Below are 26,471 nucleotides of genomic sequence, written 5' to 3' on the forward strand. Positions count from 1 at the left end.
TGACTCCTGAAATTAAATTACAAGATTTGTTTAGTTTTCAGTCAAAAATAGCCTACCTAGCAGGGACTAATTTAACTTGCGACGGAGTGTATCATATCGCCCGCTAAGTTGCTCAGGGCCTGAGATCCATCGAAATAACCATTTCATTGTTGCTTAATTTATAACTTAAAGTGGTTAGACAACATTATTCAGAATGAAGTATGGTTAAAGGCATATTATGTTGGAGGATGCTATGCAATCACACTATGATGCTGAGCTGAAAGATACAGTTCGGTACCTGGGAACAGTTCTTGGCGAAACCATAAAAGCCGAATTAGGGCAGGAATGGTTAGACCGTATTGAGACAATTCGAAAAGACGGTAGATCGTCTTATCAAGGCGATTCGGCATGCAGTGAAGAACTGAAAGAAATTTTCACCGATCTATCAGATGCTGACTTACTCACCGTTGGCCGTGCCTTCGCACAATTTCTCACCCTAGGTAATATCGCTGAGCAAGAATACAACAGTGCCATGAGCGTAGATGCGTCGATGGATACACTGTTTACTCATCTAGATAAAGCGCAACTATCCACTGAAAACGTGCAAAAAGCGGTATCAAAGCTGAATATCGACTTAGTGCTTACCGCTCACCCCACAGAGGTGACCCGTCGCACGTTAATCCATAAGCAAAAAGAGCTTGCTCAGTGCTTGCAGGATATTCATCAAGAAAGCTTAGACCCCCTTGAAAGACGCCGTATTGAGACACGCATTGCCGATCTTATCAGTCAATCATGGCATACCGAAGAAATTCGTTCTGTGCGTCCCACACCAGTGGATGAAGCTCGTTGGGGTTTCTCGGTTATCGAAAATTCACTATGGGAAGCCGTACCTGATTTTCTTCGTGAACTAGATGAACGTCTAAAACAAGATTACAACGTTGGCCTACCTCTTGATGCGTCACCGGTGCAATTTAGTTCTTGGATGGGCGGCGACCGCGATGGTAACCCTTTTGTTACCGCCGAGCTCACAGAGCAAGTGTTGCTATTAGCCCGTAAACGAGCAGCCAAGCTTTTTGCATCCGATTTAGATCGCCTGCAAGTTGAGCTATCCATGTTTGATTGTAGTCAAGCCTTGCGTGATGCAGTAGGCGAAGACAACGAACCCTATCGCGCATTGCTGCGCCCCTTGGTACAACGATGTGGGGCCACCCGCGACGGTATTGCCGACTACCTGGCTGGCAAGAAAGTCGATCAATCCAATTGGGTGCAATCGAATGAAGAACTGCTAGCCCCATTAATGATGTGTTATGAGTCATTGGTAGAATGTGGCATGAGCGTCACTGCAAACGGTCTGTTGCTCGACACCATTCGCCGGGTAAGATGTTTTGGCGTCCATCTTTTACGCTTGGATATTCGTCAAGATTCAGAACGCCATGCCGATGTTTTCAGTGAAATTACCCGGTATCTCGGTTTAGGCGATTACGCCCAATGGAGCGAAGCTGACAAACAAGCTTTCTTGCTACGAGAATTAAGCTCAAAACGCCCGCTATTCCCTGCTGTCTGGGATGCATCGGATGACGTAAACGAAGTACTGGCAACTTGTAAAACCATTGCTCAACACAGTGAAGAAGGCTTTGGTATTTATATTATTTCCATGGCCAGTGAGGCATCGGACGTACTTGCTGTGCAGCTACTGTTAAAAGAAGCTGGCGTGGATTGGCCAATGCCGGTAGCTCCACTGTTTGAAACACTTGATGACCTTAACAACTCTCCGGCAGTGATGCAGAACTTGCTTTCTATCGACTGGTATCGAGGGTACACAAAAGGTCGTCAGTACGTGATGATTGGGTACTCTGATTCAGCCAAAGATGCGGGTGCACTTGCCGCAGGCTGGGCACAATATGAGTCTCAAGAAGCCTTAGTTAAGGTGGCGGGTGACTTCAACACCACGCTAACTTTATTCCACGGACGTGGCGGCACCATTGGACGTGGTGGACTACCGGCCCATGCAGCCATTCACTCCCAACCTCCTGGCTCTCTTGACGGTGGCTTTAGGGTAACCGAGCAAGGCGAAACCATTCGCTATAAATTTGGTATGCCAAAACTGGCCAAGCGTAGCCTAGGTATCTATGCCTCTGCCATTATTGAAGCCATGTTGTTTCCACCACCAGAGCCTAAACCAGAATGGCGTGATTTAATTACCAAGATGGCAGCAGCAGGACGGGATAATTACCGTCAAACCGTGCGTCACGACAAAGACTTTGTTCCTTATTTTCGAGTCGCCACGCCAGAACAAGAACTGGGTAAATTGCCGCTAGGTAGTCGCCCATCGAAACGTAAGCCTTCTGGTGGCATCGAAAGCTTGCGAGCGATTCCTTGGATATTTGCTTGGGCACAAACTCGCCTAGTATTGCCTTCTTGGTTAGGTGTGATGCGCGCTATCGACGCGGTCAAAGCTGAAAGCGACCCGGTTATTGTTGAGGAAATGTTTGCAAACTGGCCTTTCTACCGTTCACGGTTATCGATGCTGGACATGGTTTTTCAAAAATCCGATCCCCGTATTAGTAAAGCCTATGACGAGCGTCTTGTGCCTGAAGAATTAAAACACTTTGGCGAAGCATTGCGTGAGGAACTATCAGAAAGCATCAATTCACTACTTTCCCTCACTGGACAAGAAAGTATTATGGATAAAGACCCTCTGGGTAAAGAATCCATGAATATCCGTGCTGGCTATTTACAGCCGCTGCATTACCTACAAATCGAATTACTCGATCGTATTCGAAAAGCCGGTGATGAAGCACATAATTCCGTGCTAGAGCGCGCAATGATGGTCACCATCGCAGGTATTGCTATCGGTATGCGTAATACCGGTTAATCCTGTCTTAACGCAGGTTCGTAAGCGAACCTGCGTTATTATTTTTAATCTCTTCTCGCGACCCGTCATCCTCGTCGCTAGCAAAATCTGTCTGCAATCAAACTCAGCTCACTATTGGTCAATTTTTTACCTAAATCACAGGCCACATAGCAGGTGTATTGCCATATACACTGTGATTATGCTCGGAAAATCTCCCGCAGCCCTTCTAAAAAAGAATAATTACTATTACCATGTGGCTTCATTATTTTGATCATCATTACAACGTGAGTCACTCATGAGATTATCTATTGGTAGCGCCCGTCAATGGCACTGGATTTCCGCAGCGATATGCCTAGCCGGTATGCTCATGTTTGCCATCACAGGGATTACCCTTAATCACGCCGCAGATATTACCGTTGAACCGCATGTCACAGATGTAGAAGTCACTGTCCCTGCCTCTTTGTTAACCACAATTACCGCCCTACCAGACGGGAATATCCCGCTGCCCGCAGAACTAAAGCAATGGTTAAGCAAGGAATACGGCATTAACCCTCCTTCCAGTAAATCTGCGGAATGGGATGGTGTAGAGCTTTATCTTTCCTGGCCTGGACCAGGCCAGGACCACTGGCTAGCTATCGATACTGAGGTCGGCGAATTGGTGTATGAAGGGGTGGATAGAGGCTGGATCGCTTATTTTAACGACTTGCACAAAGGAAGAGACACGGGCACAGCTTGGCGGTGGTTTATCGACATCTTTTCGGTGGTGGTGATCATCTTTACGGTTACCGGATTACAACTTTTAATCAAGCAAGCCCCTCATAAGTCCTCCACATGGCCGGTTACCGCACTCAGTGTGCTTATACCTGTATTGATCATGCTTGTTTTCATTCACTAACCCGGACTTATTGCTGTGACCGAGTCTCAACGCTTACTGCTAGCCCTTGTCCTTACGCTTATCTACATGGTTTGGGTGGGGGTATTGCTATGGCGCCATTATCTACCCAAGCTGACCAAAAAGCCGATAAATCAAGGTTCATTTCTTATTGCCTATGCCAGCCAGTCAGGCAATGCCCGCGCCCTGGCCCAGCAATACGCCGATGAGAAATCTCCCCAGCACAGCGTAGTGGTCACACCGTTATCTGAGCTGTCCCTTCGCCACCTGGCCAACACCCAACGGGCGTTATTTGTGGTCAGTACCTATGGACATGGCGAGCCGCCGGACAATGGTCGCGCCTTTTTTATGAAGTTACAAAATGCCGTTAAGCAAACGTTGTCATTACAAGCACTCACCTTCGATATGGTTGCCTTAGGTGACAGTCACTACACCCATTTTTGTGGCTTTGGTGAAAAACTGTTTCAACTACTGGAACAATGTGGTGCCACAGCCGCATCAGCGCTGACCCGTTTAGACCATGCCAAAGGAGAAACGGGCAAAAGTGCCGTCTCTTTCGCCACCGGTAACACTAACACCCTTGTACTCGAAGACCGGCAGCAGCTTAACAAGATGTCGCCTAACCCACTGTTTGAGATTGCACTTTCCGGCCACAACGCAACCTGGGAAGCCGGAGATATTCTTGATATTCTGCCCGCTAACAGTGAACAAGACATCGCTTACTGGCTTAACAGCCACAATATCAATGGCGATTTAGAATTTGATTACCAAGACCAAGCCTGGACCGCAAAACGCTGGCTGACCCATCGGCAACTAAATACGCCTAGCACTGCATCCTCCCCGGTGGCGATTCTTACCGCTCTGCCGCTTGTGGCCACACGTAGTTATACCATTGCGTCAATTTGTGAAGAAAATAGCCTTAAACTTATTGTACGCCAGCATAAACAAGACAATGGTAAGCTTGGGCTGTGTTCAGGCTGGTTAACACACCATGTTCATTGCGGTAGCCCAATAAGAGCGAAAATAAAACATAACCCAGCCTGCCACATTCCCATATTGCCCACACCACTTTTATTGATTGGCGCCGGAAGTGGTTTAGCCGGCATACGAGCCCAGTTTGCTAAATTTTCCCAATCTACAATATCGCCCCGCCCCACCAGTATTTGGCTCATTTTTGGTGAACGCTCCCCTAACAACGACGATGTCCTTGAACAGGTTATTGATGTTAACCATGCAGCTACTGCCATTCGTGTCGATAAGGTATTTTCACGGTGCCCAAAACAACCTCGTTATGTGCAAGATAAACTAATGCAATCTGCCGAGGAGATAAAAAACCTGGTACTTAAAGGTGGGCAAATCTATGTATGCGGTAGCTACGAAGGCATGGGTGAAGGGGTACATCAGGCATTACTAGACATTCTAGGTGAAGCGCAAGTACAACATCTCATTGACCAACAGCGCTATCACAGAGACACCTATTAAAATACCGAGCGGCAACCACAAAAAAGCCGGCTGAAAACAGCCGGCTTTTTTTTTATAAATACAAAACTTAGCTGTTTACGAACTCAACACCAATTTTGATGTCGCCACGTAAACCTTCTAGCATGTCTTCTTTGGCTTTTTGCTCAAAGGCACTTAGCTCACCGTAAGGTAGAATTTCTTCAACACCGTTTGGCCCTAAACGCACTGGGTGAGAGAAGAATGCAGCATCTTCGCTATCGTCGGTTTGTACGTACGTGTACTCAACCACATTTTCACCTTGCATTGCTGCAACTAAAGACAGGCAGAAGCGCGCAGCGGCCTGACCCATTGAAAGTGTAGCAGAACCGCCGCCAGCTTTCGCTTCAACAACTTCGGTACCCGCGTTTTGAATACGAGTAGTCAAGCTTGCTACTTCATCGTCAGTGAAAGAAACACCTTCAACTTGAGACAATAAAGGCAGAATAGTTGTACCAGAGTGACCACCGATAACAGGAACGTGAACACTAGAAACGTCTAACCCTTTAAGATCGGCTACAAAGGTTTCAGCACGGATCACATCCAGTGTAGTAACACCAAACAATTTGTTCTTGTCATACACGCCTTTTGCTTTTAGCGTTTCCGCAGCAATAGCTACTGTGGTATTTACTGGGTTAGTAATGATACCAACGCAAGCAGATGGGCAATGTTCCGCAACACCTTCGATAAGTGCTTTTACAATGCCAGCGTTAATATTGAACAAGTCTGAACGGTCCATACCAGGCTTACGAGGTACACCCGCTGGGATCAGAACCACGTCACAACCTGTCAGTGCTCCGCCCAAGTCATCTTTACCATGACCGGTAACTTTCACCGCTGTGGGGATGTGGCTCAGGTCTACTGCAACACCTGGAACAACAGGCGCAACATCGTACAATGCCAATTCAGAACCTGCTGGCAATTGTGTTTTCAATAACAATGACAACGCTTGACCAATACCACCGGCAGCACCTAACACGGCTACTTTCATACCATTTCTCCTATGGAAATCTACTTGTCGAATAAACGGAGCGTCACACTAAAACAACGCTCGGCAAAACTCAATCACCCGATGGTCTTATGTCAGAATATCGGGCATTCATTGAAAAATTATGCATTATTATGAATTAATATGCACCAACATTGCGTAAGCGGATGGGCTACGGCACAATATTAACGTAAGTCTTTACTAACACCAATTACGACAGGAAATTATGGCCAATTTAAAACAAGAAAAATTGATCAAAGCCTTTAAAGAGATCCTTAAAGCGGAAAGCTACGGCTCTCAAGGCGAGATTGTAGACGCGCTAAAATCTCAAAATTTCGATAATATCAGCCAGTCTAAAGTCTCCCGCATGCTAAGTAAATTTGGTGCGGTACGTACCAGAAACGCTCGCGGCGACATGGTGTACTGCTTGCCCCCTGAACTGGGAATGCCTACGGCAAAAAGCCCACTCAAACAGCTGGTGCTCGACATTGTACACAATAATGTGATGGTTATCATAAGAACCAGCCCTGGCGCTGCGCAACTTATCGCACGATTACTCGACTCGTTAAGCCAAAAAGATGGGGTACTCGGTACCATAGCCGGTGACGATACTATTTTTATCGCGCCAGCTGATGTCACCCATATTGAAGAACTTCGCCAGCGTGTTGAAGATTTGTTTGAGAATGTTTAAACACATGCAAGCAAAATAATAAGAAAAACGTCAGAGTTAAATTAAAAATATTTAGAAAAAACCAAAAACAACAATAATAAAAAAGCAAAAAAAAAGCCGCCATATAAATATGGCGGCTAAAACTAAATCGTACCAAGGAGATACAAATTAGAAACACACCTCGCCAATCTAACAAATTAACTTTCAGCATTGTGAAAACCAACGTAAAGTAAGTGAAAACATAAATATAGAATCCTTACAAAACGTCTTAAAAACCCCTACCACTTGACCTGCAAGCCTTAGCAGAAGGGAAATCCAGCATTTACACTCTAATAAAAATCAGCCGTAAAATTTAAAAAAAAGGGCTAGAACAAAAAATAAACTACGCAGTTAAAATTTATACAACGTCTAATTCCCGCTCCGTAAAGGTTCCTTCAAACTCTGTAATTTTTAAGTAAATTACGGCCAAATAGTGCAAATTTTAATTAATGTAAATTGCCAAACATAACGTTGAAGTGCTTAATTCTCCCGACCGGATACATCCGACGAAAATAAATACAACAAACGAAGATGGATTTTTAATTAAATATCAACTTCAAGACAGGGGACTCTAATGTTTAAGAACAAACAACTTAGTTTGGCAGTGAAACGCGGTATGATTCTGGCGGGCACCGCTAGCATATTGACTACACCACTTGCCTTCGCACAAAGTGCCGATGACGACGAAGCCGCACCTATTGAAAAAATACAAGTAACAGGCTCACGTATTAAGCGCACAGACTTAGAATCGGTATCACCCGTTACTGTGATCACCGCGGATTCCATCGAATTATCCGGTGATACGTCCGTGGCTGAAGTACTGCGTAACTCTTCCATTAATACTTTTGGTTCTTACCGTGGCCAATCAGGTTATGGCTCAGGTGCTGCGGCATCAAGTGAAGTTAACCTACGTGGTTTAGGTTCCGGTGCCACATTGGTATTGATGGATGGCAGACGTTTACCTGGGTTAGGCTACGACGGCGGTTCTTCGTCTGATATGTCTATGATCCCTATGTCCATCGTCGAGCGCATTGAAATATTACGTGACGGTGCATCGGCTATCTATGGTTCAGACGCGGTAGCGGGCGTAATTAACATCATCACTAAGAAGAGTTTTGATGGTGTGCAATTAGGCTATACTTTTGAAGACCCGGGTGTGGATGGCGGCAACTCTAACCGCTATAACTTTGCAGCGGGTTTAACCAATGACAAAGGCAGCATCGTATTTGTTGCCGAGCATGAAAATACCCAAGAAGTGACTGATACTGCTGTCGTTGGCGATTACTTCGGCGAAAGCTACTCTACCTATAGTCCAGTTGCCAATTTCTATGATGGTGAAACTATTCAATACAACACTGAGCTATGTGGCGACGTTGAAGACACTGTAGATGTGGGTGACCGTTGTGGTTACTATTACGGTAACTCCACTTGGTTATACGGTGCCACAGAGAAAAACTCCATCATGACCAAAATTCAGTATACCCTTGCTGATAACTTGGAATTTATCTCTCGCTTTTCAGGCATTCAAACTACCACCAATAGCCGCTTTGCTGCTACGCCGGTTTCCACATCTACACTGACCATTGATGCGGATAATGCCATGAACCCCTATGGCACTGACGGAAGTGTCTATTACCGTACTGCTAGTCTAGGTACCCGTGATAGCACCACAGAAAAAACCACCTTTGAGATCGTTGCAGGTCTAGAAGGTTACTTTACCCTTGGTGACTCTGACTGGGATTGGCAACTTTACTATCAGCGTACCAGCGCAAAAGAAGAAGTATTTGGTTACAACCTAGTTAACGATACTGTGGTTCAGGACTTAATAGACAGCGAAGAATTGGATTTGTTCAATGTTCAGGGATTAAGTACTGACGAATGGCTCGAATATAACTCTTCATTGCTAGAAAGTGCCGAACACACAGGTACTTATCAGTCTGACCAAAAACGGGATATTATTGACGGCAGTATCTCTGGCCAAGTATTCCAGAATGACTTTATGACCGTAAGTGCCGTATTTGGTGCTGAATACTCTAACCTCGATTTTACCCAAATTTCAGATCCTGAATCTGGCTTGGGCATTATCTCTGGTGGTTCTGGCGGTGATGATGTGTATGCCACCCGTGAGCGTCAATCCTATTACACTGAGTGGGCCATTGAGCTTCCTGCAGACGTAGAAGTGTCAGCGGCGTTACGTTACGACGGCTATGACCTTGAAGGAGATACAGGGGAAGAAATTTCCCAGTCAAGCTTCTCTGATACAGTCCCTAAATTAGGGGTCACCTGGCGTCCAACGGAATCCTTGTTGCTACGCGCCAGCTGGGGTGAAGCATTCCGTACACCGACGATGAGCGAGATGTTCTCTTCTATCTCTTACAGCTTCCCAAGTGCTTACGATACTTATTACTGTGATATTTTAGGTAACGCCTCTGAAGATGCTAACTACTGTAGTACACAACAACAGCACCTAACCTATTACGGTGGTAACCCAGATCTGAAACCAGAGAACTCCACCTCATTAACTTTTGGTGTGGTTTATGATGTTACCGACAACTTCTCATTTGAAGTGTCTTACTACCAGTACGACTACGATAACAAAATCGAAAGTATTGATGTTGATGACTTAATTGAAATTGATACCGATGGTACTTCGTCAAACATCGTGCGTGACAGTTCTGGTAAGATTGAATCAATCACCTCTGGCTATATTAACTACTCTGAAGTGTATACCAACGGTCTTGATATCTCAGCGGACTATCGTATCCCAACCTCAATCGGTGATTTTGGTGTAAGCTTGGAATATTCTCACGTATTTAGTTACGAAGAAGAAGGCACTGAATACTCTGGTGAACTGGGCTACCCAGACAACCGTGGTAACGTTAGCCTGAATTGGTCTGATGGTGATAAGTGGTCAGCGTCATGGCGTACTCTGTATATTGGCTCCAATGGTAAGACGTTATACAGTTACTACGACTACGCTGATGACTACTTTAGTCACAACATCACGGTAACTTATCAGGTTAACGATAATATTCGTTTAACTGGCGGTATTGCTAACCTTACCGATGAAATGGAAACCTACGATAATACAGATTACCGTGGCTACGATGACACCTTGTACGATCCACTGGGCCGTACCATGTCATTTAAGGTACAAGCGACCTTCTAAGCTAAGTTAAAGCACAAAGTGCTTTGGTAATATCAGTAAAAAAATAAAAGCCGCCTGGTGCATCTAGGCGGCTTTTTTGTATCTAACGCTAGATCATTACACTAACTTACTAATGAGTGCGTCGGCAGCTGGGCGGGATGACGGTGGGTTTTGACCTGTTATCAGATGGCCTGACTCTAAAACAAAGGGTTCGAAATCCCCTTTTTTCTCATATTCCCCACCCTGCTTAACGAGTTCGTCTTCTACTAAATAGGGCACCACATCGGTTAACCCTACGGCTTCTTCTTCTGAATTGGCAAAGCCGGTCACACGACGCCCTTTGATATAAGGCTGACCTTCACTGTCTTGTACGTCTTTAAGCACGATAGGCGCATGACACACAGCCCCCACAGGCTTTCCGGCTTTAAGGGTGTCTTCAATTAATACGCGTGAGTGCATATTGTCTGAAAGATCCCATAACGGGCCATGCCCACCTGGATAAAAAACGCCATCAAACTCATCAGCTTTTACGTCTTCAAGGGCAATAGTGGCGCTCAATGCCGACCGCGCAGCTTCATCTTGCGCAAATCGCTGGGTGTCGTCAGTTAGCGCACTATCATCTAGACTCATTGGGTCAACGGGCACCTGCCCGCCTAACGGCGACGCAAGGGTAAGACTAAATCCTGCATCTAAAAACGCATAATAAGGGGCGGCAAATTCTTCTAACCAAAGCCCCGTTGGTTTGCCCGTTTCACCAAGGATATCGTGTGATGTCATGACCATGAGAACACGTTTACTCATTTTACTCTCCTGCTTAAATTCGTGCAGGTTTGTACTTACACACTGTCTACTTGGTTTACTTTCGGCGGGTTTCATTTACGCGCTAAGGGAAACCTCTTATTTAGTGGGCACAAAAAAACCGCCGGCTAAGCGGCGGTTTTATTAAATAACCAACGGATTAGAAGTTGTACTTCACACCGACACGGATTTGCCACAACGACTGCTCGTTGAAGTAACCGTTTTGGTTAGTATTGCCTTCGTAAAACTCATTGTAGGTATAGGTACCGTCAGAGTTAAGATCAGCTTGTAATACAGGTGCTGAAACAAATGGACCGATTTCTCTAACACCCCAGTCATCATTTAAGAAGTTACCCACGTTTTTCAAGATGAAATACGCGGTAGCAGAGTGACCTTCCATGAAGCCAGGTAGTTGTTGGTCTAGACGGAAATCAAGACGTGTATACCAGTCAGCATTTTGTGAGTTACGCTCTACGATTTCACCACGGGCAAGCCCTTCGCTATCAATGAAGTCATTGAACGCAGCTTGGTCGAATCCGTCAGCATAGGTCACGTTAGCATCGTCAACATCTGGAATGTAAAGCAAGGAATTATCCGTACCGTATTGTGCTTCACCGATATTGATATCAGCGAAGGTATACGAGAAAGGACGCCCTTTCTGGCTAGAACCGAATAATGAGAAGCTAGTTTTGTAGCCATCAATAAATTCAGTTGAGTAACGCAGGTTAAAGGTAAAACGATGCGGTACTTCATAGTTAGAGGTTGCTACACCAGGGTTTAATGGATCTGAAGAAGCAAAGTTCGTGAAGTTAGAGAAAGCCACGGAACTTGCCATTGGCGTTACATCTTTAGAGCGGTTGTAAGCGTAACCTACACTTGCATCTAAACCGAAGTCATAGCTTTTCTGAACTGCGAAAGAAATAGTTGTTGAACTACCGTCTTTTTCAGCATTCGTCAGCACCAAGTCACTTTTAAGGAAATTACGATACACGGCATCACCGTCTTCATCGCTTCCTACTTGGATGTAGTCATAGATAGGACGACCATCCGCCGCATAAGTGACATTTTCAGTATCCCAGCCTACGTTGATGATTTGCGCACTGTCTTGCTTTTTGTTGTGCAAGAAATCAGCTTGGAAAACGTAGTCATTATCCGTAACCCAAGTAAAACCTAAGTTGAACTTCCATTCGTTTGGAATTTCAAAATCAGGGTGTACTGCGTTTGTTGAAGGCTCTTCACCGAGAGCAGGATTCGCAGCCGCAACTTCATCATATTGTTCTTGCAGTGGTGAATAGATTAAGTTGCCACCATTCACTAATGGAACTGTGTTACCGGCGCCATCAAACAAGTAGAAGTCGCTACGGTATGTATCGATGTTAGTAATACCATCGTTTGAATACGAGTTAGACAACCATACGTTCGGGTTACCGCCTGAATACAGACCAACACCACCACGCAATTCCATATTGTCATTCAAAATATAGTTGAAACCTAGACGGGGTTGCAGTAAGTCAATACCGTCGAAGGTGGTTGTGTTGTCATAACCATATCTATCATCAAACACTGCGTTGTACTTAGGCTTGTCGTCGCTAACGTACTTGTCATAACGAAGACCAAATAACAAGGTTAAGTCATCGATAACCCATTCGTCTTGAATATAAAGAGTATGCGTATCGTAAGTAAAGCGTTGCGCAGCGTCAGCTGGGTTGTTCGTGCCGGCAGAGTTATTGTAGTAAATATCATCTGCTAAACCGTTTTCAAAATCATCAATAGTATTGAAACGGTATTCACCGATAGTGTGCTGCATGAACAGGTTGTAAGCTTCTAACGTTTCCCACTCGTAACCAGCAGTAATAGTGTGGTTATCAAGGTAGTAGGTACCGGCAAACTTAGCAGTGGTGCTGTTCCAGTCCATTTCGTTAGATTGACGAGAGTCATCTGGGCCGATGTAAACGTCAGCACCATTTACATTATCGATTCGTACTTCACCAAAACCGCTGTCAGCATCTAATGACGCTTGACGGTTAGATAAGCTAATGTGACCTAAACGAATTTCAGTTGAAAAGTTGTTAGTCCAGTCAGAGTACAAAGACGCAACAGTCGAATTTAACTTCGCACCAACTTCATAGAAGTGGCTGCTTAAAGAAAGCGCTGTAGAGTAATCATCAGATTGGTCAATACGGAAACCATCATTGTAGTTATAAACCAATGATGCACGGTGATCGTTGTTAATGTTCCAATCTAATTTGATCAGTACTTTTTCATCTTCAACGGGCATTGAACCTGGCATGCCGCCGATATCGTAGTTATAAACTGTAGAGGCAATTTCGCGGATACGCTCAAGATCTGCATCGGAAACCTGATTTCCGTAAGGACCGTAATTGAAGATTTGTGCACCTTCAAGTTTTTCATAGGCACCGAAGAAAAAGAGTTCATCTTTAATTAATGGGAAGCCAACGTTTACGCCGTAACGTTTTTCGGTAAAGTTTCCGGTATCTACCTCGGTGTCTTCAATTTGATCACCCATTAACGAATCGCTGGTGAAATCGTAGAATACACCGCCGTGTAATTCGTTAGTACCAGACTTAGTAACGGCGTTGATGTTACAGGCAGTAAAACCACCGTATTGTACGTCGAAAGGTGCTAATTCAACTGCAACCTGATCGATGGCATCAAAAGAGAAAGGCATACGCACTGTTGGGTAACCGTTTTGGTTTAGACCAAAACTGTCGTTCATTCTTACGCCGTCTACTGTCAACGCACTGAAACGAGGGTTACCACCACCACAGATAATGGCTTCTTCGCCGTCACTTTCTGAAATACTGATACGTGGGTCAACACGTACAATATCTTTTAAGTCACGGTTTGCTGAAGGAGCAGACTGGAGATCTTCAAGGTTGAAGGTAGAAGCAGGGCTGGTTTGACCGAAAACATCGGCTCCCATTTGCGATGCTGTTACCTGAATTCGCTCGATGCTGGCTTCGTCGGTTAACGCCAGATTCAATACTGCAGGCTCACCCAACTGTAAGAATAAATCGTTGATGGTTTTATCATCAAAATTGTCAGAGTCAATTTCCATTGTATACGGACCACCGACGCGCAGACCTTGTAGACTGAACTGACCGGAATTATTTACCGTAACAACCTTTTTTGAACCTGTGGGCACGTGAGTAATCGTAATAGTAGTGCCGGCAGCAGGAGAACCCTGTGGACCGACGATACTGCCTTTAATACCAGAAGAGGTTTCCTGGGCAAAAGCTGCAGTCGACAGACCAGCAGCCATGGCCACCGCTAACGCAACGCGGCTAAGCTTAGACTTGTTAAACATGTGTGTGTTTCCCTATCGTTTTAAAAATATTCCTGAACGTTGGCTAATTATTGTTGTCCAATCATTTCAAGAGAACGTCAGTTTGGCGCGATTCTGAGGATATTATATTACACTAATGTGACAGTGGCTTTTATTTAATCTCAAAACGCACGCTTTTTAATCTTTCTCCCCACAACTGGCGTATTACCAATTATAGTTTGAGTCCTTCGCTAGGCCAAAGATTTAAATCCATACTTTTTTATCAGGTAACCGCCTCTTTCACTTAAAAAAGAAAGAGACCAGCCACCTAGATGGGTGGCCGGATTTTAATCTGCCGTCAGATACCTATATTAGGTACGAACGGTTTTCAGTGAACATAGTTATGATTGTTAGTGGTTGTTCACCGTACTTTGCGATTCTGACCGAGGAAAAGCCATGCACTTTGGAGGGTTGGCTTTTCCTCAGGTCACAATCTACAAACGGTAGCATCATCAAAACAGAAAAAATATGGTGCTACCGGCTTTAACTGTTAACCTCTGACATTGTTGATAAGTATTGTTTCAGCTTAATGACAACACCGCCTTTTCGACGAAAGGTAACGCGTTGTCGTATCTGATATTTTTATTTATTTCCAGAACACTTGGTCTGGATATTGGCATCAATACTCTCAGCAAGTAGTTGCTGCTAACAGTAAGTCAATTCAACGCTGAATTTATTTGGATAACCAGCGTTTATTGCAATTCAACTTCATTAATTTAATTGCATTTAAAAACAACAACTTAACCTATTAAAATAAACTTACCTATTGCATTAAATAAGCTTAACTGGTGAAATCCCATCAATAAATAAGACTACGAACTATTAATTCATTGGTCACATTGCGAATTCCTAATTATTTTAGATTGCCAATTGTTGTACTTATCGGCATCAGCTGTTTGTTTGTCGGTTTCTATCAAAGATTTGAAGCGATCCCTGCCATAGAGCCGCAAACAGCTCGGGTTTTAACCTGCCCGGCCCCTTTGTCTTCTAACACCGATAACTTCGATGTGTATCTTACCGAGCCCTCATTCGCGGTACTCGCTCGTAAAGAATTTTGTATTAATCCGGTGATCAAACGCCAGTTCGGTAACGTTAATATCACCGTGGGGCAAAGCGATTACGATACATTTCGCTACATCAATCATGGTGTCAGCGATTTAGCGCTAGTAAAAAACAATGTGGTAAATGCCTTTGGGGCCAGTGAAATTTACGGCTACGAAGAAATTGCAACGCACCCCGATTACAACGCCTATTTTATTGCCTTAAAAGAAAAGCCCGAACTTACCAAAGAGTATTTATTAGGAAAACGCATCGGTATTCTCGATTACCCAAGTAGTCGTTCTGGCCATATTGTGCCTAAAACGGTGCTCAAGTCTTTAGGCTTAAACGAAAACAACGTCAAACTGCAGTATTACAACTCCCACCAAGAACTACGCCGTATGTTGCTTGCTGGCGAGGTAGATATGATTGCTTCATATTGGGATAAAAATGATGTCAATATCCTCTCTAAGAGCTACATTACTGCACTAGAGAGCGGCGTAAGCGGTACTCGCTGGTATCTGAAAATGCCCACACGCAATACGGATCTTCGCTGTGCCGTGCAACAAGTGGTGACGAGCATGTCAGCCTCGCAAACAAATAAGTACTATCAGCAAATAGAGTTAAAGGACCCGTGTATAGATGCAACGATTGAGTGAACTGACAGCACCACAGTGGCTGAAAGCAGCCCTCATCGCCATTTTATTGTTCGCGGTGTTCCAGTCGATGATAGGCGTAGGGCAAATCACCGCCGCTTACGTCAAACGCCATACCGCCCTTGATTATGTAGAACAACGTGTGGGTCTAGATACCGCATTTTTAGATGTGGGTAACCAAACCCTTAACACACCGGTTAACGAAGCCGCGGTGGCGCAATATATTAGCCGCTTTAATACCACGTTAAGCACCTTGCACTACCCCATTGCCATACATCATTTACAACACGTTGCCGCCTATGATCCACCACCGGCTTATACGGTTGAAACCACCCTGCAATTACAGACGGCTGAACAAGAAATACGTATTAATGTGGGTATGCTGCCGTTAGCAACAAGCTTAAGTCTTCATCCCTTTGCTATTTTAGCGGCACTCTTATTAACCCCATTAATGTTTGAACTACGGTTGCGAAGTGCGCGGAGTAAAGCTGAAGAAAAAACGGCATTACAGCCTCCCGAACCTAAGTTGGTCATTGATATGACAACCAAATCCATAGGCAATGGTGTAGATAGCGACATGGTGGTGATGCAAAATAAACCATTTTGCTTTTATGCCGCCTTAGTGCGTTTTTGTATTGAAAACCCTCAAGCTACCTTGCCCCAGAATAAAGATGTGCCCCAACCGCTCATCATATTGGCAAATCGCGTCTTTTTACGCTTAATTGAACTGGGTCATACCAAGCGTAAAAAACCAGATTTCAACGCCAATTTAGATAAAACTCTCAGTGAGATACGGGCCACCCTTGATGAAGTGTTTAGTCGATATCCAACTGAAAAAGAAAAGTTTTATCCGCCTAGAGCTCAAGGTGAAGGGTCGCGTTCTAAACAACATTCTTATGCCCTACCGCCCCTTAACGATGAGGACATTGTGATCCTCGGGAAATAAAAACGGTATAAGCACTTCGTAAATATCGTGAATTATAGATTGATTCGCGAGGGGCAAATGCGTATCTTTGCAAGAGGAAAATTAGCCCCCTTTGAGTTATGCAGTCGCCATTAATTATTGCCATATCCGGAGCATCAGGCTCTGGCAAATCGCTTTTTACTGAAAATCTACTTAATGCATTCAGTGCACAAGGTCGTCAAGTTCAAATCCTACGGGAAGATCATTACTACCGTGCCCAGGATCATTTACCCATGGAAGCCCGGGAAAAGAACAACTACGATCATCCAAATGCATTTGAGCATGAATTACTCAAAGCCCATTTACAGGCGCTACGTAATGGTGAACCTATTGATTATCCCCATTACTGCTATAAAACCCATACTCGCCTTCCGGATACTGAACGCTTAGCACCTGCGCCGGTTATTATCCTTGAAGGGATCATGCTTCTAGCTCGCCCTGAACTATTGCCACATTACGATGTAAAAATCTTCATTGATACACCATTAGATATTTGTCTGATGCGACGCATGATGCGTGACGTAAAAGAACGTGGCAGAACACTAGATTCCATCGCAAAACAGTACGAATCAACCGTAAAACCCATGTATCACCAGTTCATCGAACCAAGCCGCTTTACGGCCGATGTTGTGGTAACGCAAGGGGGAAAAAACCAAATTGCCCTGGATGTGATCAAGTCACATATACAACAGGCATTACAATAATAAAGGAACATCGTTATGGTGAGTTTACTGGGCATTGCGCTGCTACTAGGCATCGCTTTTCTGCTTTCGTCCAACCGAGCACAAATTAATTTTAGAACCGTGGGTGGTGCTTTTGCCATTCAAGCCCTCATTGGTGCATTTATCTTGTACTTTGAGCCGGGTATTAAAATGCTCCTCGCCATGACTGATTTCGTCGACAACATCATCGGATACAGTCAACAAGGTATCAACTTTGTATTTGGTCCGGTGGGCGATAAGTCACTGGGGTTTATCTTCGCCTTTAACGTACTGCCCGTTATTATTTTCTTCTCCTCCCTTATTGCCGTGCTTTACTATTTAGGTGCCATGGGTTGGATCATTAATCTGATTGGTGGTTTCTTACAAAAAGTCTTACGTACCAGTAAGCCTGAAAGTATGTCTGCGGCGGCCAACATTTTTGTCGGCCAAACCGAAGCGCCACTGGTAGTACGTCCTTTTATTCCACACATGACCCGCTCTGAACTTTTCGCGGTAATGGTTGGCGGTTTAGCGTCTATCGCAGGTTCGGTAATGGCAGGCTATGCGGGTATGGGCGTTGAGCTTAAATACCTATTAGCCGCTAGTTTTATGGCTGCCCCTGGCGGCCTGCTAATGGCGAAGATCATGCTACCGGAAACCGAAAAAGCCAAAGACGGTTTGGAAGAAATCGACGCCTCAGAAACGGCCTATGCTAACGTATTTGATGCTGCCGCTAGCGGTGCCGCATCAGGGTTACAACTTGCCCTTAACGTTGGCGCCATGCTGTTAGCTTTTGTTGCCCTTATCGCCATGCTAAACGGATTAATTGGATGGGCTGGCGGCCTACTTGGCTACGACAACGTCACCTTTCAAGCCATTCTCGGCTACCTTTTACAACCCCTAGCTTGGGCCATTGGCGTGCCTTGGGATGAAGCCCAACTTGCCGGCAGCTTCATTGGTCAAAAGTTTGTTGTGAATGAATTTGTTGCCTACCTAGATTTCCTGAAGCATCAAAACGAAATGTCGGAAGTATCCCGTGCTATTATTACCTTTGCCCTATGTGGTTTTGCTAACTTTTCATCCATTGCTATTTTAATGGGCGGAATAGGTGCAATGGCCCCTACCCGACGAAAAGAAATCGCACAGCTAGGTTTAAAAGCCGTATTTGCCGCTACACTATCTAACTTAATGAGTGCAGCTCTGGCCGGTTTTTATCTGTCATTAGCATAATGATTATTGGAAAAGTGAGCTCTGCTCGCTTTTTTATTGTATTTTAGTAGACCAAATGGTCAGTTTTGTAAACATAACTGGCCATGCAAAAAAAGAATGTTGATTTAAATCAACCTAGGTTTCTTCCACGAAGACAGGGATTTTTCTATAATTCGGCTGTCGTTTGAACAGGAAAATATTATGCAATTAAAAGCGGTAGATTATCAGTCGCCCACTGCACAAGAAGAATTTGTTGAGTCCTTGCGGGAAACCGGGTTTGGCGTACTTAAAAACCATCCGATAGCTCAGGCTACGGTTACCAACATCTATGAATCCTGGCAAACGTTTTTCGACAGTGAAGACAAGCACAATTATGTCTACAATAAAGGCACTCAAGATGGTTTCTTTCCTCAAAGTGTGTCTGAGGTAGCAAAAGGCTTTACCAAAAAAGATATCAAAGAGTATTTTCACTTTTATCCTTGGGGGCAATGTCCATCACCATTACGACCCCAACTGGCTGATTATTACGCCCAAGCCAACACGTTAGCTCAGGAATTGCTAAGTTGGATTGAAGCCCACTCGCCAACGGAAGTAAGTCGCCATTACAGCGAGCCGTTGTCAAACATGATCAAAGACAGTGATCAAACACTACTGCGGGTTTTACATTATCCGCCCTTGCAGGGTAACGAAGAAGTGGATGCGATTCGGGCAGCGGCCCATGAAGACATCAACTTGATCACCATCTTGCCTGCCGCCAATGAACCTGGTCTGCAAGTTAAAGCCAAAGACGGTAGCTGGATTGACGTGCCCTGTGACTTCGGCAACCTAATTGTGAATATCGGTGATATGTTGCAAGAAGCGTCAGGCCATTACTTTCCGTCCACGACCCATCGCGTGGTAAACCCTGACGGAGCAGACATGACCAAATCTCGTATCTCGTTGCCGTTATTTTTGCATCCGCGCCCAGATGTAGTTTTGTCTGAACGCCACACTGCCCATTCCTACCTACAGGAACGGTTAAAAGAACTTGGCGTTATCTAACAGTCATCAAATACAAAAAAAGGGGCATTAGCCCCTTTTTTATATTGCACTTTGCAAGCTGGACATTTCAGATAAATATTTGTCTTGGTCTTGCTCGTTAGGCGCATGCTTTGCCGCCAATTTTAAATACACCAAGGCTTTTCCAATATCACCAAGCTCGTAATGCGCCTTTCCCATGCCGTATAAGATGACATGCTGGGTACGATCTAAGCGTCGAGCCCGTTTGTAATGCAACAAAGCGGCTTCAGGATCACCATAATCTAACGCTTCTTCACCGAGAATATAGTGATAAAACGGATTCTCATCTCGCTTAGACTCTATACGCCGCGTGATCCTCACGGCCATATCGGTGTCACCTTGTATCTTATACAGTACAGCTAAGTTCTCCCACGCAGTGAGATTATTGTCATTCAAGCTTAGCGCTTTCTCATAACTGGCTCTAGCCGCATCGTAGGCCCCTTTACGTCGATATATCACGCCAAGGTTCACCCAAGTAGAACCAAAACCATCATACAATGACGCCGCTTTTTTAAAGTAGGCATAGGCTTGCGTATTGTTTTTTGCCAATAACGCGTCAGCGCCCTTGTTGTTATAGAACATGGCTAGCACTTCATTTTGTGAAATAGCACTTCGGACAAAATTCGTCCGTACCGTCTGGGGATCAAAATCCACATCAATAAAATGATTCGACATTTGGTTATGACGCATATTACTTGGCAGCGAAACCCGCAGATTGACGTGCCCATTGAGCAAGTTCATCCCATCGCGACGAGTCCAAACCTCAGGTATTTTCACCTCATAAAATGTGGCATCATACCCAGCATAGCGAGCCATGGCATAGGTCATTACCGTTAGCGACAAACAATTTGCCGCCTGATTGGCAAAGGTTTGGGATGCAATTGAATTCGCATCCGTTTTATACTGAAGCCCGAGTTCAGAATGATGAAAAATTTGTCTGACCAAATTCTTAAGATTTTCACTTTCAGAATTGCTAGCCAATTGAGTACTTTTCACAAAAGCTCGGGCATCGGCGTCTAAGGCAAAAATATCTTTTGGTGTTTCTATTTTAACGGTTTGATAATCAGGGAATAAATCATCCCGCATTAAAACCGTATTTGCATTGTTGCTATCAGATAACAGCGTACTCTGACAGCCAGTTAAAATTAAAAAAGGCAATAATATTATAAGTTTAATGTACATCGTACGTACCAGCATCGGCGTGTCCTCCAAACTGGGTAAGTTCGGACATTATACATTAAAGCAACATTTTTAACATTTAATTCACATTAAATTCCTGTGGACTCATCGCAATAAAAGTAAAAAACACTTTACAATAGAATTAGCAGTTACGTGATTTCAGGCACTTATGGCGATGCTTGGCCTTTACAATGCTCAGGTACATTGAGCTTTTTCGTTCTTAACTTGTCGAATTTTCACCGGAGAGACAGATGAAACGGGTGGTGTTTAATCAAAAAGGCGGGGTGGGTAAGTCGACAATCAGTGCAAATCTTGCGGCGCAAAGTGCGCGTCAGGGGCTGCGTACATTACTGGTGGATCTTGACGCTCAAGGCAACAGTACGCACTATTGTGGGGTCGATGTTAACAACGATGGGTTAACCGTCGCCGATATGTTTAAACAAGTGGTTGGATGGTTTTCTAAACCTGAGCCTCCGGAGGCCTTTGTCAGACCAACCCCCTTTAACCACCTGTTTGTACTGCCTTCTCACCCAAGCCTTGCCGATGTAGAAAGAGAACTCGAAAATCGCTACAAAATGTTCAAATTAAAGGAAACCTTGTCTGAATTAGAGACCGAGTTTGATCGGGTTTATATTGATACGCCCCCCAACTTTAACTTTTATTCAAAAGCGGCACTTATTGCAGCAGACCGCTTTATTGTTCCTTTCGACTGCGACGACTTTTCTATACAGGCAATCGACCGCCTATTGCAGAATGTGTTAGAACTGCGTGCCGATCACAATCCCGAGTTACAACTCGAAGGTATTGTCATCAACCAATTCAATGCCCAAGCGAAACTTCCTATTGAGCTCATTGCAGCATTGGAGGCAAAATCTCTACCGGTATTTGCACAAAAGGTACATAGTTCGGTTAAGGTAAAAGAGTCTCACTCTAAACGAATGCCACTGCCTTACTTAGCGCCCGCCCATAAAGTCAGCATGCAATTTGCTCAATTGTGGGAAGAGCTCGAGCAAGGGCAAAATGCGCCTCAATAACCTAAGGACAACGACGGCGTCAAACTTTGCTTTTCCAGTGATCTATTTTCCCCATTAAAACGAAAAAACATAAAATTCTGATGGTATCGCTATGTTGACGTCTTATTATCTTGCTATATCTGGGTTGTGGGTGGTAAGCCTCACAATTTTTATTCAAGGTTTGATAGCCGCAATCGCCCACGCGCGCATGCCTGCTGCCGTACCAGGCAAAATGGCCGATGATCTAGGTCACGAGTCTTTCGTGTTTCGTAGTCATCGTACCTTCCACAACTCTTTAGAAAACGCCCTCGTATTTATTGTCCCGGCTATATTGGCCATGTTTATCAGCGTTTCACCTACAGTGCTTGCCTGTATCGTTTGGATTTACGCCATCGCGAGGATCGTGCATATGTTGTTATATTACATCCTCTCAACAGACAAGAATCCGAGCCCGAGAAGTTATTTCTATCTTTTAGGCGCACTGACAAATATGCTATTGTTCATAGTTCTAGGCATATCATTAGTTTAGGTGAGCTACAATTAATGCAATACCATGTCTGTAGTCGTGTTTCCTCTTAAAAATGTAGACGTTTGACGCATATACTTACCTCATTATTGTGCGTATGTTGTAATGGTAAAAATCTATATTTGATTGATTAACTTAATTTTTAAGGTAGCAGATTGCTTCAACGACCGAACAATCGTTCTATTCAAGACTGTACAGTCTTAATTGTGGACGACCAAGCCTCGAGTAGGCTTGTTATCTATACCCTTCTTGAAGAGCTGGTTAATTGTGACCAGGTCGCCAGTGCGCAAGAAGCATTAGAATATTGTTCTGAAGCTCCACCAGATTTGATTCTGATGGACGTATTCATGCCGATGATGGATGGGCATGAAGCCTGTAAGAAACTCAGTATTAATCCGAAAACTCAGCATATTCCCGTTATTTTTGTCACTGGCTCTGTATCCGATGCAGAACAGGAAAAATGCTGGAATGCCGGTGGCGTAGACTTTGTTCAAAAACCCGTTAATGCCACGACCCTTATTAATCGGGTTAAGTCTCATCTTACTCACAAATTAAAAACCGATTTACTTGAACATCTTATCTACACCGACAGGTTAACAGGCAGCTTTAATCGGCATTATTTAGAAGACACGTTACCGGATATTACCCGTGACGCCAATCGCGATGCCTCTCCCTTATCATTGGCCATTTTCGATGTAGACTTTTTCAAGCAATATAATGACGAATATGGACATATTGAAGGTGATACGTGTTTGTGGCGACTATCAAAAGCCCTCAAAGAAGCCCTATTACGGCCAATGGATCGCTTAATTCGTGCTGGCGGTGAAGAATTTTTAATCCTTCTTCCGGATACCGACGAAGCCGGTGCCAGTACCGTGTGTGATCGGGTTGTATCGACGATCCGTCAACTGGCGATCCCACATATGAAATCACCGTTTGAATTTGTTACCGTCAGTGCCGGCGCAGCCACTTACAACCCCAGTAGTACAACCACTATTGACGATACCATGCTTAAAGCCGATCAGTGTTTGTATAAGGCTAAAGGGAACGGCAGAAACACCTATACTTACGTAGACGCCACGGGGCATATTCGGGATAAAGATCAATGAGCGATTTACCCATTTTAGACAAAACCAGTGCCCTTAGCCGGCTAATGAACAATGAAGCCTTGTACAATAAACTCATTGTGATGTTCATCGGTCAAGTTAACGACACCAAGCCATTACTCGAAGTGCAACAACCCCATTCACCGGATTTATTACTCGCGGTGCATTCACTTAAAGGCTCGGCCGGCGAGATTGGTGCAAAAGCCTTACACGCTTTGTTATCACAGATAGAGCATACAATGAAACACGAGCCGGAAAATATCACCGCATCCGATTTCAACAGTATTAATGAAGAAGTGTCACGACTGCTTGCACTACTTGGCCCTCAGCATTAAGTATTCGCTGTAGCGTCAGGCCGAGTAGACATACCTTGTTATTACTGTGTCCATCGTAAACTAACGGGCTTTTAAGGTACTGATGGTGCCGCGTACGTTTTTACACGACACTAATAATGCTTCTAGAGAGTCAGGTTTAGCAATGAGGTATCCTTGAAAATAACGACATCCCAGCGCAATAAGCTGTTCTAATTGTTCTTGGGTTTCTACGCCTTCAGCCACCACGCCATAATCACAAATACGGGCAATTGAAACGATTGCATCGACGATCACCGCACTTTTATCGTTATCGAGACTCCAAACAAAGCTTCTATCTATTTTTAGTTCATTGATGGGAATATTCAGCAAATGCTGCAATGACACGTGCCCAGTGCCAAAGTCATCTAACGACAAGCGCACCCCTAGACTACGCAATGCCTGAATAGACTCAAAACAGATGGTATTGACATCAACAAAGAAGGTTTCGGTGATCTCTAGACACAAACTTTCAGGTCTTACGTTGTAGTGTTTAATCAGACGAGATAACTCATCAGCAAATCGGGTATCCATTAACTCTTTTGAAGAAATATTTACCGACAAGACAAAATCGGGCTGTTTAATTTTGGCCAATGCTTGCACCGCTTGCTCCATGACCCAAAAATCAATTTCCCGAATGAGCCCCACTTTCTCGGCCACGCAAATAAACTGCTCTACGGTGAAGCTCGCTAACGGTAAATGGCGAGTACGAATAAGCACTTCGGCACCACTAATTCGCTTATCAACGGCGTCATACATTGGCATAAAGACAATATAGAAGGCCTTATTTGCTAATGCATTACGCAATTCCTGTTCAATATAACGAGCTTGACGATATTCCTTACGCAGATGAGGCTCATATATTTTATAACTGGGTTCGGCATCTAAAATGGCATCGATGGCAATGGTGGTTTGGGATAACAGTTCGTCAATCGCCGTACCTGGCTCGCCTTTGGCGATCCCTATTTTTACGTCTAAACGTAGGTGACCAAGAGAGGTAAAACTAACGCCGCGCTGGGATGCCGTCACTAAGGTGGCAAAAAAGGCTTCGTCGCATTCATCTAATGCCAACAAAATATTTTCGTCTTGTTTGTGCACCAATAAAGGGCCATCTTTTCCTCCCCGACTAAAGGGTAAGAAGGTTGCACGTACTAATTCAACCACGGTTTCCCGGGAAAATTCCCGTTGCAACGCACGAAAATTGCGAATACGTATATTCACTAAGGTCATGGGAGATTTTATGGTTTCGGGGAAGCGACTTTTGAAACCAGACAAATTGAGCATGCCCATTTCAGCGTCGTAATGGTTGAGCGCTTGCAGGCGAGAGAGCTCCCGTCGCTTCAACAATAAGTAATGACCTATAAATATCAGTGACGCAACCGGCCAGGTTAATGCCAGCAGAGCATTCACCGTAGACTCAGTGATAATCTCTTGCACAAATACCAGGCGTTTAATCTGAATATCGTATTTGCCCGGAGACACCGCCTCGCGTCCTGTGGGTAAGTAGATTGCAATACTCACAACATCAGAAAGATCCGCCATCGCAATCTCGTACGGTACGTTGTAGTCCCGCTGCCACCAGCCATCTAGCGTGAATCGATTGGCATCTATTTCCTGTACGCCATTAGGATCAAACCTTACGGATTGAAAACGGGTGGAGCCAAAATCACCGTCAATGTATTGTCTGTCTGGGCGTAAAGAGCGTACGGTTACGCCTAAACCTTCCTTGACGTTCTTGCGCGTAGAACTCACCTTGGCATCAACAATAATATGTTTAAGACGTGAAAAAGAAGGATACCGGCCTGTCCATGGATCTTTAGGTAAATAAAATTTCAGGCCACAATATTCATTTTGTCGCGGCACACTGATAGCGCATTCTAATGATAGACCGCCCTCACTGTCGTACCAATATAAGCTTTCCTTGGTATACCCCAGCACATCTACATTATCGTATGTGGCAATGATGTCTTGTTGCTGTTGATTGACCGATAAATGACAAAATAAGACAAGGGACAGGCTCACTAAAGACAGCCCAACAAACAGATACTTATACCTGTGGAGGCTTTCCAGTGTATTTTTTGGCGGAACTGGCGCTCTGTATCCCATTAACCTGTCATCGAAATATTTATAAATCCAATAGATCATTGGCCGAAGTCAATGATTGTAATGATCTGCCCCAGTAATTAAGTATAGTTTTCTATAATTAATTATGACTCTATACCCACAAACATAGACTTACGTATAAAAAAGACAGGACTTATTGCGACTCAAATAGACATAACGAGTGTACATAACCTTTATTAAACTACGCCACATCGGGCCATTAACCAAGTAATTAACGACCACTTACAGTATTTCTATTTCTCCACCAACAAAAAATAGCGTGTTGTACACATACATACAGTGCCTACCAGCACCATTATTTTGTTTTTTTATTGTTACGTTTTTTTTGCTTTAAA

Annotated in this window: 19 protein-coding genes; 14 read left to right on the forward strand and 5 right to left on the reverse strand. The window is 44.3% G+C overall.

All coding sequences use genetic code 11. From position 1 onward, the window contains the following. Positions 1-232 precede the first annotated feature (232 nt). From ppc to KO501_RS00315, 3 genes are all read left to right on the forward strand, one after another. Positions 233-2,854: a phosphoenolpyruvate carboxylase gene (gene ppc, locus KO501_RS00305; RefSeq protein ID WP_216027650.1), complete on the forward strand. Its 2,622-nt coding sequence runs from the start codon at positions 233-235 to the stop codon at positions 2,852-2,854. A gap of 274 nt (positions 2,855-3,128) precedes the next feature. After that, complete coding sequence (locus tag KO501_RS00310; protein ID WP_216027651.1) at positions 3,129-3,728, forward strand: PepSY-associated TM helix domain-containing protein; 600 nt, start codon at positions 3,129-3,131, stop codon at positions 3,726-3,728. A gap of 15 nt (positions 3,729-3,743) precedes the next feature. Next, positions 3,744-5,207 (forward strand): flavodoxin domain-containing protein, encoded by a 1,464-nt coding sequence (locus tag KO501_RS00315; RefSeq protein ID WP_216027652.1) that lies wholly within the window; start codon positions 3,744-3,746, stop codon positions 5,205-5,207. A gap of 67 nt (positions 5,208-5,274) precedes the next feature. Here KO501_RS00315 and mdh read toward each other — a convergent pair whose 3' ends face one another. Next, a complete protein-coding gene (gene mdh, locus KO501_RS00320; RefSeq protein ID WP_216027653.1) occupies positions 5,275-6,213 on the reverse strand; it encodes a malate dehydrogenase in 939 nt (312 codons plus the stop codon). A gap of 223 nt (positions 6,214-6,436) precedes the next feature. Here mdh and argR point away from each other — a divergent pair, with 223 nt between their 5' ends. Beyond that, a complete protein-coding gene (argR, locus tag KO501_RS00325) occupies positions 6,437-6,901 on the forward strand; it encodes a transcriptional regulator ArgR (protein ID WP_216027654.1) in 465 nt (154 codons plus the stop codon). Between the two features lie 592 nt (positions 6,902-7,493). Continuing rightward, complete coding sequence (locus KO501_RS00330) at positions 7,494-10,088, forward strand: TonB-dependent receptor (RefSeq protein WP_216027655.1); 2,595 nt, start codon at positions 7,494-7,496, stop codon at positions 10,086-10,088. 96 nt (positions 10,089-10,184) lie between these two features. Here KO501_RS00330 and KO501_RS00335 read toward each other — a convergent pair whose 3' ends face one another. Continuing rightward, positions 10,185-10,868: a type 1 glutamine amidotransferase domain-containing protein gene (locus KO501_RS00335; RefSeq protein ID WP_216027656.1), complete on the reverse strand. Its 684-nt coding sequence runs from the start codon at positions 10,866-10,868 to the stop codon at positions 10,185-10,187. A 157-nt stretch (positions 10,869-11,025) separates the two neighbouring features. Continuing rightward, a complete protein-coding gene (locus tag KO501_RS00340; RefSeq protein ID WP_216027657.1) occupies positions 11,026-14,193 on the reverse strand; it encodes a TonB-dependent receptor in 3,168 nt (1,055 codons plus the stop codon). A gap of 881 nt (positions 14,194-15,074) precedes the next feature. Here KO501_RS00340 and KO501_RS00345 point away from each other — a divergent pair. The 5 genes from KO501_RS00345 to KO501_RS00365 all read left to right on the forward strand — a co-directional run bounded on the left by KO501_RS00345 (position 15,075) and on the right by KO501_RS00365 (position 19,820). Continuing rightward, the gene (locus tag KO501_RS00345; RefSeq protein WP_252728032.1) at positions 15,075-15,908 is read left to right on the forward strand and encodes a PhnD/SsuA/transferrin family substrate-binding protein; all 834 of its coding nucleotides are present in this window, start codon (positions 15,075-15,077) and stop codon (positions 15,906-15,908) included. Next, entirely contained in the window at positions 15,892-16,851 is a 960-nt protein-coding gene (locus KO501_RS00350; RefSeq protein ID WP_216027658.1) for a hypothetical protein, read from the forward strand. The genes KO501_RS00345 and KO501_RS00350 overlap by 17 nt, the downstream gene beginning before the upstream one ends. Positions 16,852-16,949: 98 nt before the next feature. Beyond that, the gene (udk, locus tag KO501_RS00355) at positions 16,950-17,573 is read left to right on the forward strand and encodes a uridine kinase (RefSeq protein ID WP_216027659.1); all 624 of its coding nucleotides are present in this window, start codon (positions 16,950-16,952) and stop codon (positions 17,571-17,573) included. Positions 17,574-17,588: 15 nt separating this feature from the next. Then, the gene (locus tag KO501_RS00360; protein ID WP_216027660.1) at positions 17,589-18,800 is read left to right on the forward strand and encodes a NupC/NupG family nucleoside CNT transporter; all 1,212 of its coding nucleotides are present in this window, start codon (positions 17,589-17,591) and stop codon (positions 18,798-18,800) included. Positions 18,801-18,980: 180 nt separating this feature from the next. After that, a complete protein-coding gene (locus KO501_RS00365) occupies positions 18,981-19,820 on the forward strand; it encodes a 2OG-Fe(II) oxygenase family protein (RefSeq protein WP_216027661.1) in 840 nt (279 codons plus the stop codon). A 39-nt stretch (positions 19,821-19,859) separates the two neighbouring features. Here the strand turns inward: KO501_RS00365 and KO501_RS00370 are convergent, their stop codons facing one another. After that, positions 19,860-21,035, reverse strand: coding sequence for a tetratricopeptide repeat protein (locus KO501_RS00370; RefSeq protein WP_252728033.1), 1,176 nt, complete (start codon positions 21,033-21,035; stop codon positions 19,860-19,862). 233 nt (positions 21,036-21,268) lie between these two features. On the opposite strand from KO501_RS00370, the gene KO501_RS00375 reads away from it, so the two are divergent. From KO501_RS00375 to KO501_RS00390, 4 genes are all read left to right on the forward strand, one after another. Further along, positions 21,269-22,051, forward strand: a complete 783-nt coding sequence (locus tag KO501_RS00375; protein WP_216027662.1) for a ParA family protein — start codon at positions 21,269-21,271, stop codon at positions 22,049-22,051. Between the two features lie 91 nt (positions 22,052-22,142). Further along, complete coding sequence (locus KO501_RS00380) at positions 22,143-22,559, forward strand: MAPEG family protein (protein ID WP_216027663.1); 417 nt, start codon at positions 22,143-22,145, stop codon at positions 22,557-22,559. A 152-nt stretch (positions 22,560-22,711) separates the two neighbouring features. Further along, positions 22,712-23,665 carry a diguanylate cyclase gene (locus KO501_RS00385; RefSeq protein WP_216027664.1) on the forward strand — a complete coding sequence of 318 codons (954 nt, stop codon included), beginning with the start codon at positions 22,712-22,714 and terminating at the stop codon, positions 23,663-23,665. Continuing rightward, positions 23,662-23,997, forward strand: a complete 336-nt coding sequence (locus KO501_RS00390) for an Hpt domain-containing protein (protein WP_216027665.1) — start codon at positions 23,662-23,664, stop codon at positions 23,995-23,997. The genes KO501_RS00385 and KO501_RS00390 overlap by 4 nt, the downstream gene beginning before the upstream one ends. Before the next feature lie 60 nt (positions 23,998-24,057). On the opposite strand, the gene KO501_RS00395 is transcribed toward KO501_RS00390, so the two are convergent. Beyond that, positions 24,058-26,034, reverse strand: coding sequence for an EAL domain-containing protein (locus tag KO501_RS00395; RefSeq protein WP_216027666.1), 1,977 nt, complete (start codon positions 26,032-26,034; stop codon positions 24,058-24,060). Positions 26,035-26,471: the final 437 nt, after the last annotated feature.

The sequence above is a fragment of the Alteromonas sp. C1M14 genome, from assembly GCF_018860965.1.
Taxonomy (GTDB): domain Bacteria; phylum Pseudomonadota; class Gammaproteobacteria; order Enterobacterales; family Alteromonadaceae; genus Alteromonas.

Bases quoted from the DNA above. Each gene is read 5' to 3' on its own strand.
- mdh (WP_216027653.1), bottom strand. From the start codon at position 6,213: ATGAAAGTAGCCGTGTTAGGTGCTGCCGGTGGTATTGGTCAAGCGTTG.
- argR (WP_216027654.1), top strand. From the start codon at position 6,437: ATGGCCAATTTAAAACAAGAAAAATTGATCAAAGCCTTTAAAGAGATC.
- KO501_RS00360 (WP_216027660.1), top strand. From the start codon at position 17,589: ATGGTGAGTTTACTGGGCATTGCGCTGCTACTAGGCATCGCTTTTCTG.
- KO501_RS00390 (WP_216027665.1), top strand. From the start codon at position 23,662: ATGAGCGATTTACCCATTTTAGACAAAACCAGTGCCCTTAGCCGGCTA.
- KO501_RS00350 (WP_216027658.1), top strand. From the start codon at position 15,892: ATGCAACGATTGAGTGAACTGACAGCACCACAGTGGCTGAAAGCAGCC.
- ppc (WP_216027650.1), top strand. From the start codon at position 233: ATGCAATCACACTATGATGCTGAGCTGAAAGATACAGTTCGGTACCTG.
- KO501_RS00310 (WP_216027651.1), top strand. From the start codon at position 3,129: ATGAGATTATCTATTGGTAGCGCCCGTCAATGGCACTGGATTTCCGCA.
- KO501_RS00340 (WP_216027657.1), bottom strand. From the start codon at position 14,193: ATGTTTAACAAGTCTAAGCTTAGCCGCGTTGCGTTAGCGGTGGCCATG.
- udk (WP_216027659.1), top strand. From the start codon at position 16,950: ATGCAGTCGCCATTAATTATTGCCATATCCGGAGCATCAGGCTCTGGC.
- KO501_RS00330 (WP_216027655.1), top strand. From the start codon at position 7,494: ATGTTTAAGAACAAACAACTTAGTTTGGCAGTGAAACGCGGTATGATT.
- KO501_RS00380 (WP_216027663.1), top strand. From the start codon at position 22,143: ATGTTGACGTCTTATTATCTTGCTATATCTGGGTTGTGGGTGGTAAGC.
- KO501_RS00335 (WP_216027656.1), bottom strand. From the start codon at position 10,868: ATGAGTAAACGTGTTCTCATGGTCATGACATCACACGATATCCTTGGT.
- KO501_RS00365 (WP_216027661.1), top strand. From the start codon at position 18,981: ATGCAATTAAAAGCGGTAGATTATCAGTCGCCCACTGCACAAGAAGAA.
- KO501_RS00375 (WP_216027662.1), top strand. From the start codon at position 21,269: ATGAAACGGGTGGTGTTTAATCAAAAAGGCGGGGTGGGTAAGTCGACA.
- KO501_RS00370 (WP_252728033.1), bottom strand. From the start codon at position 21,035: ATGCTGGTACGTACGATGTACATTAAACTTATAATATTATTGCCTTTT.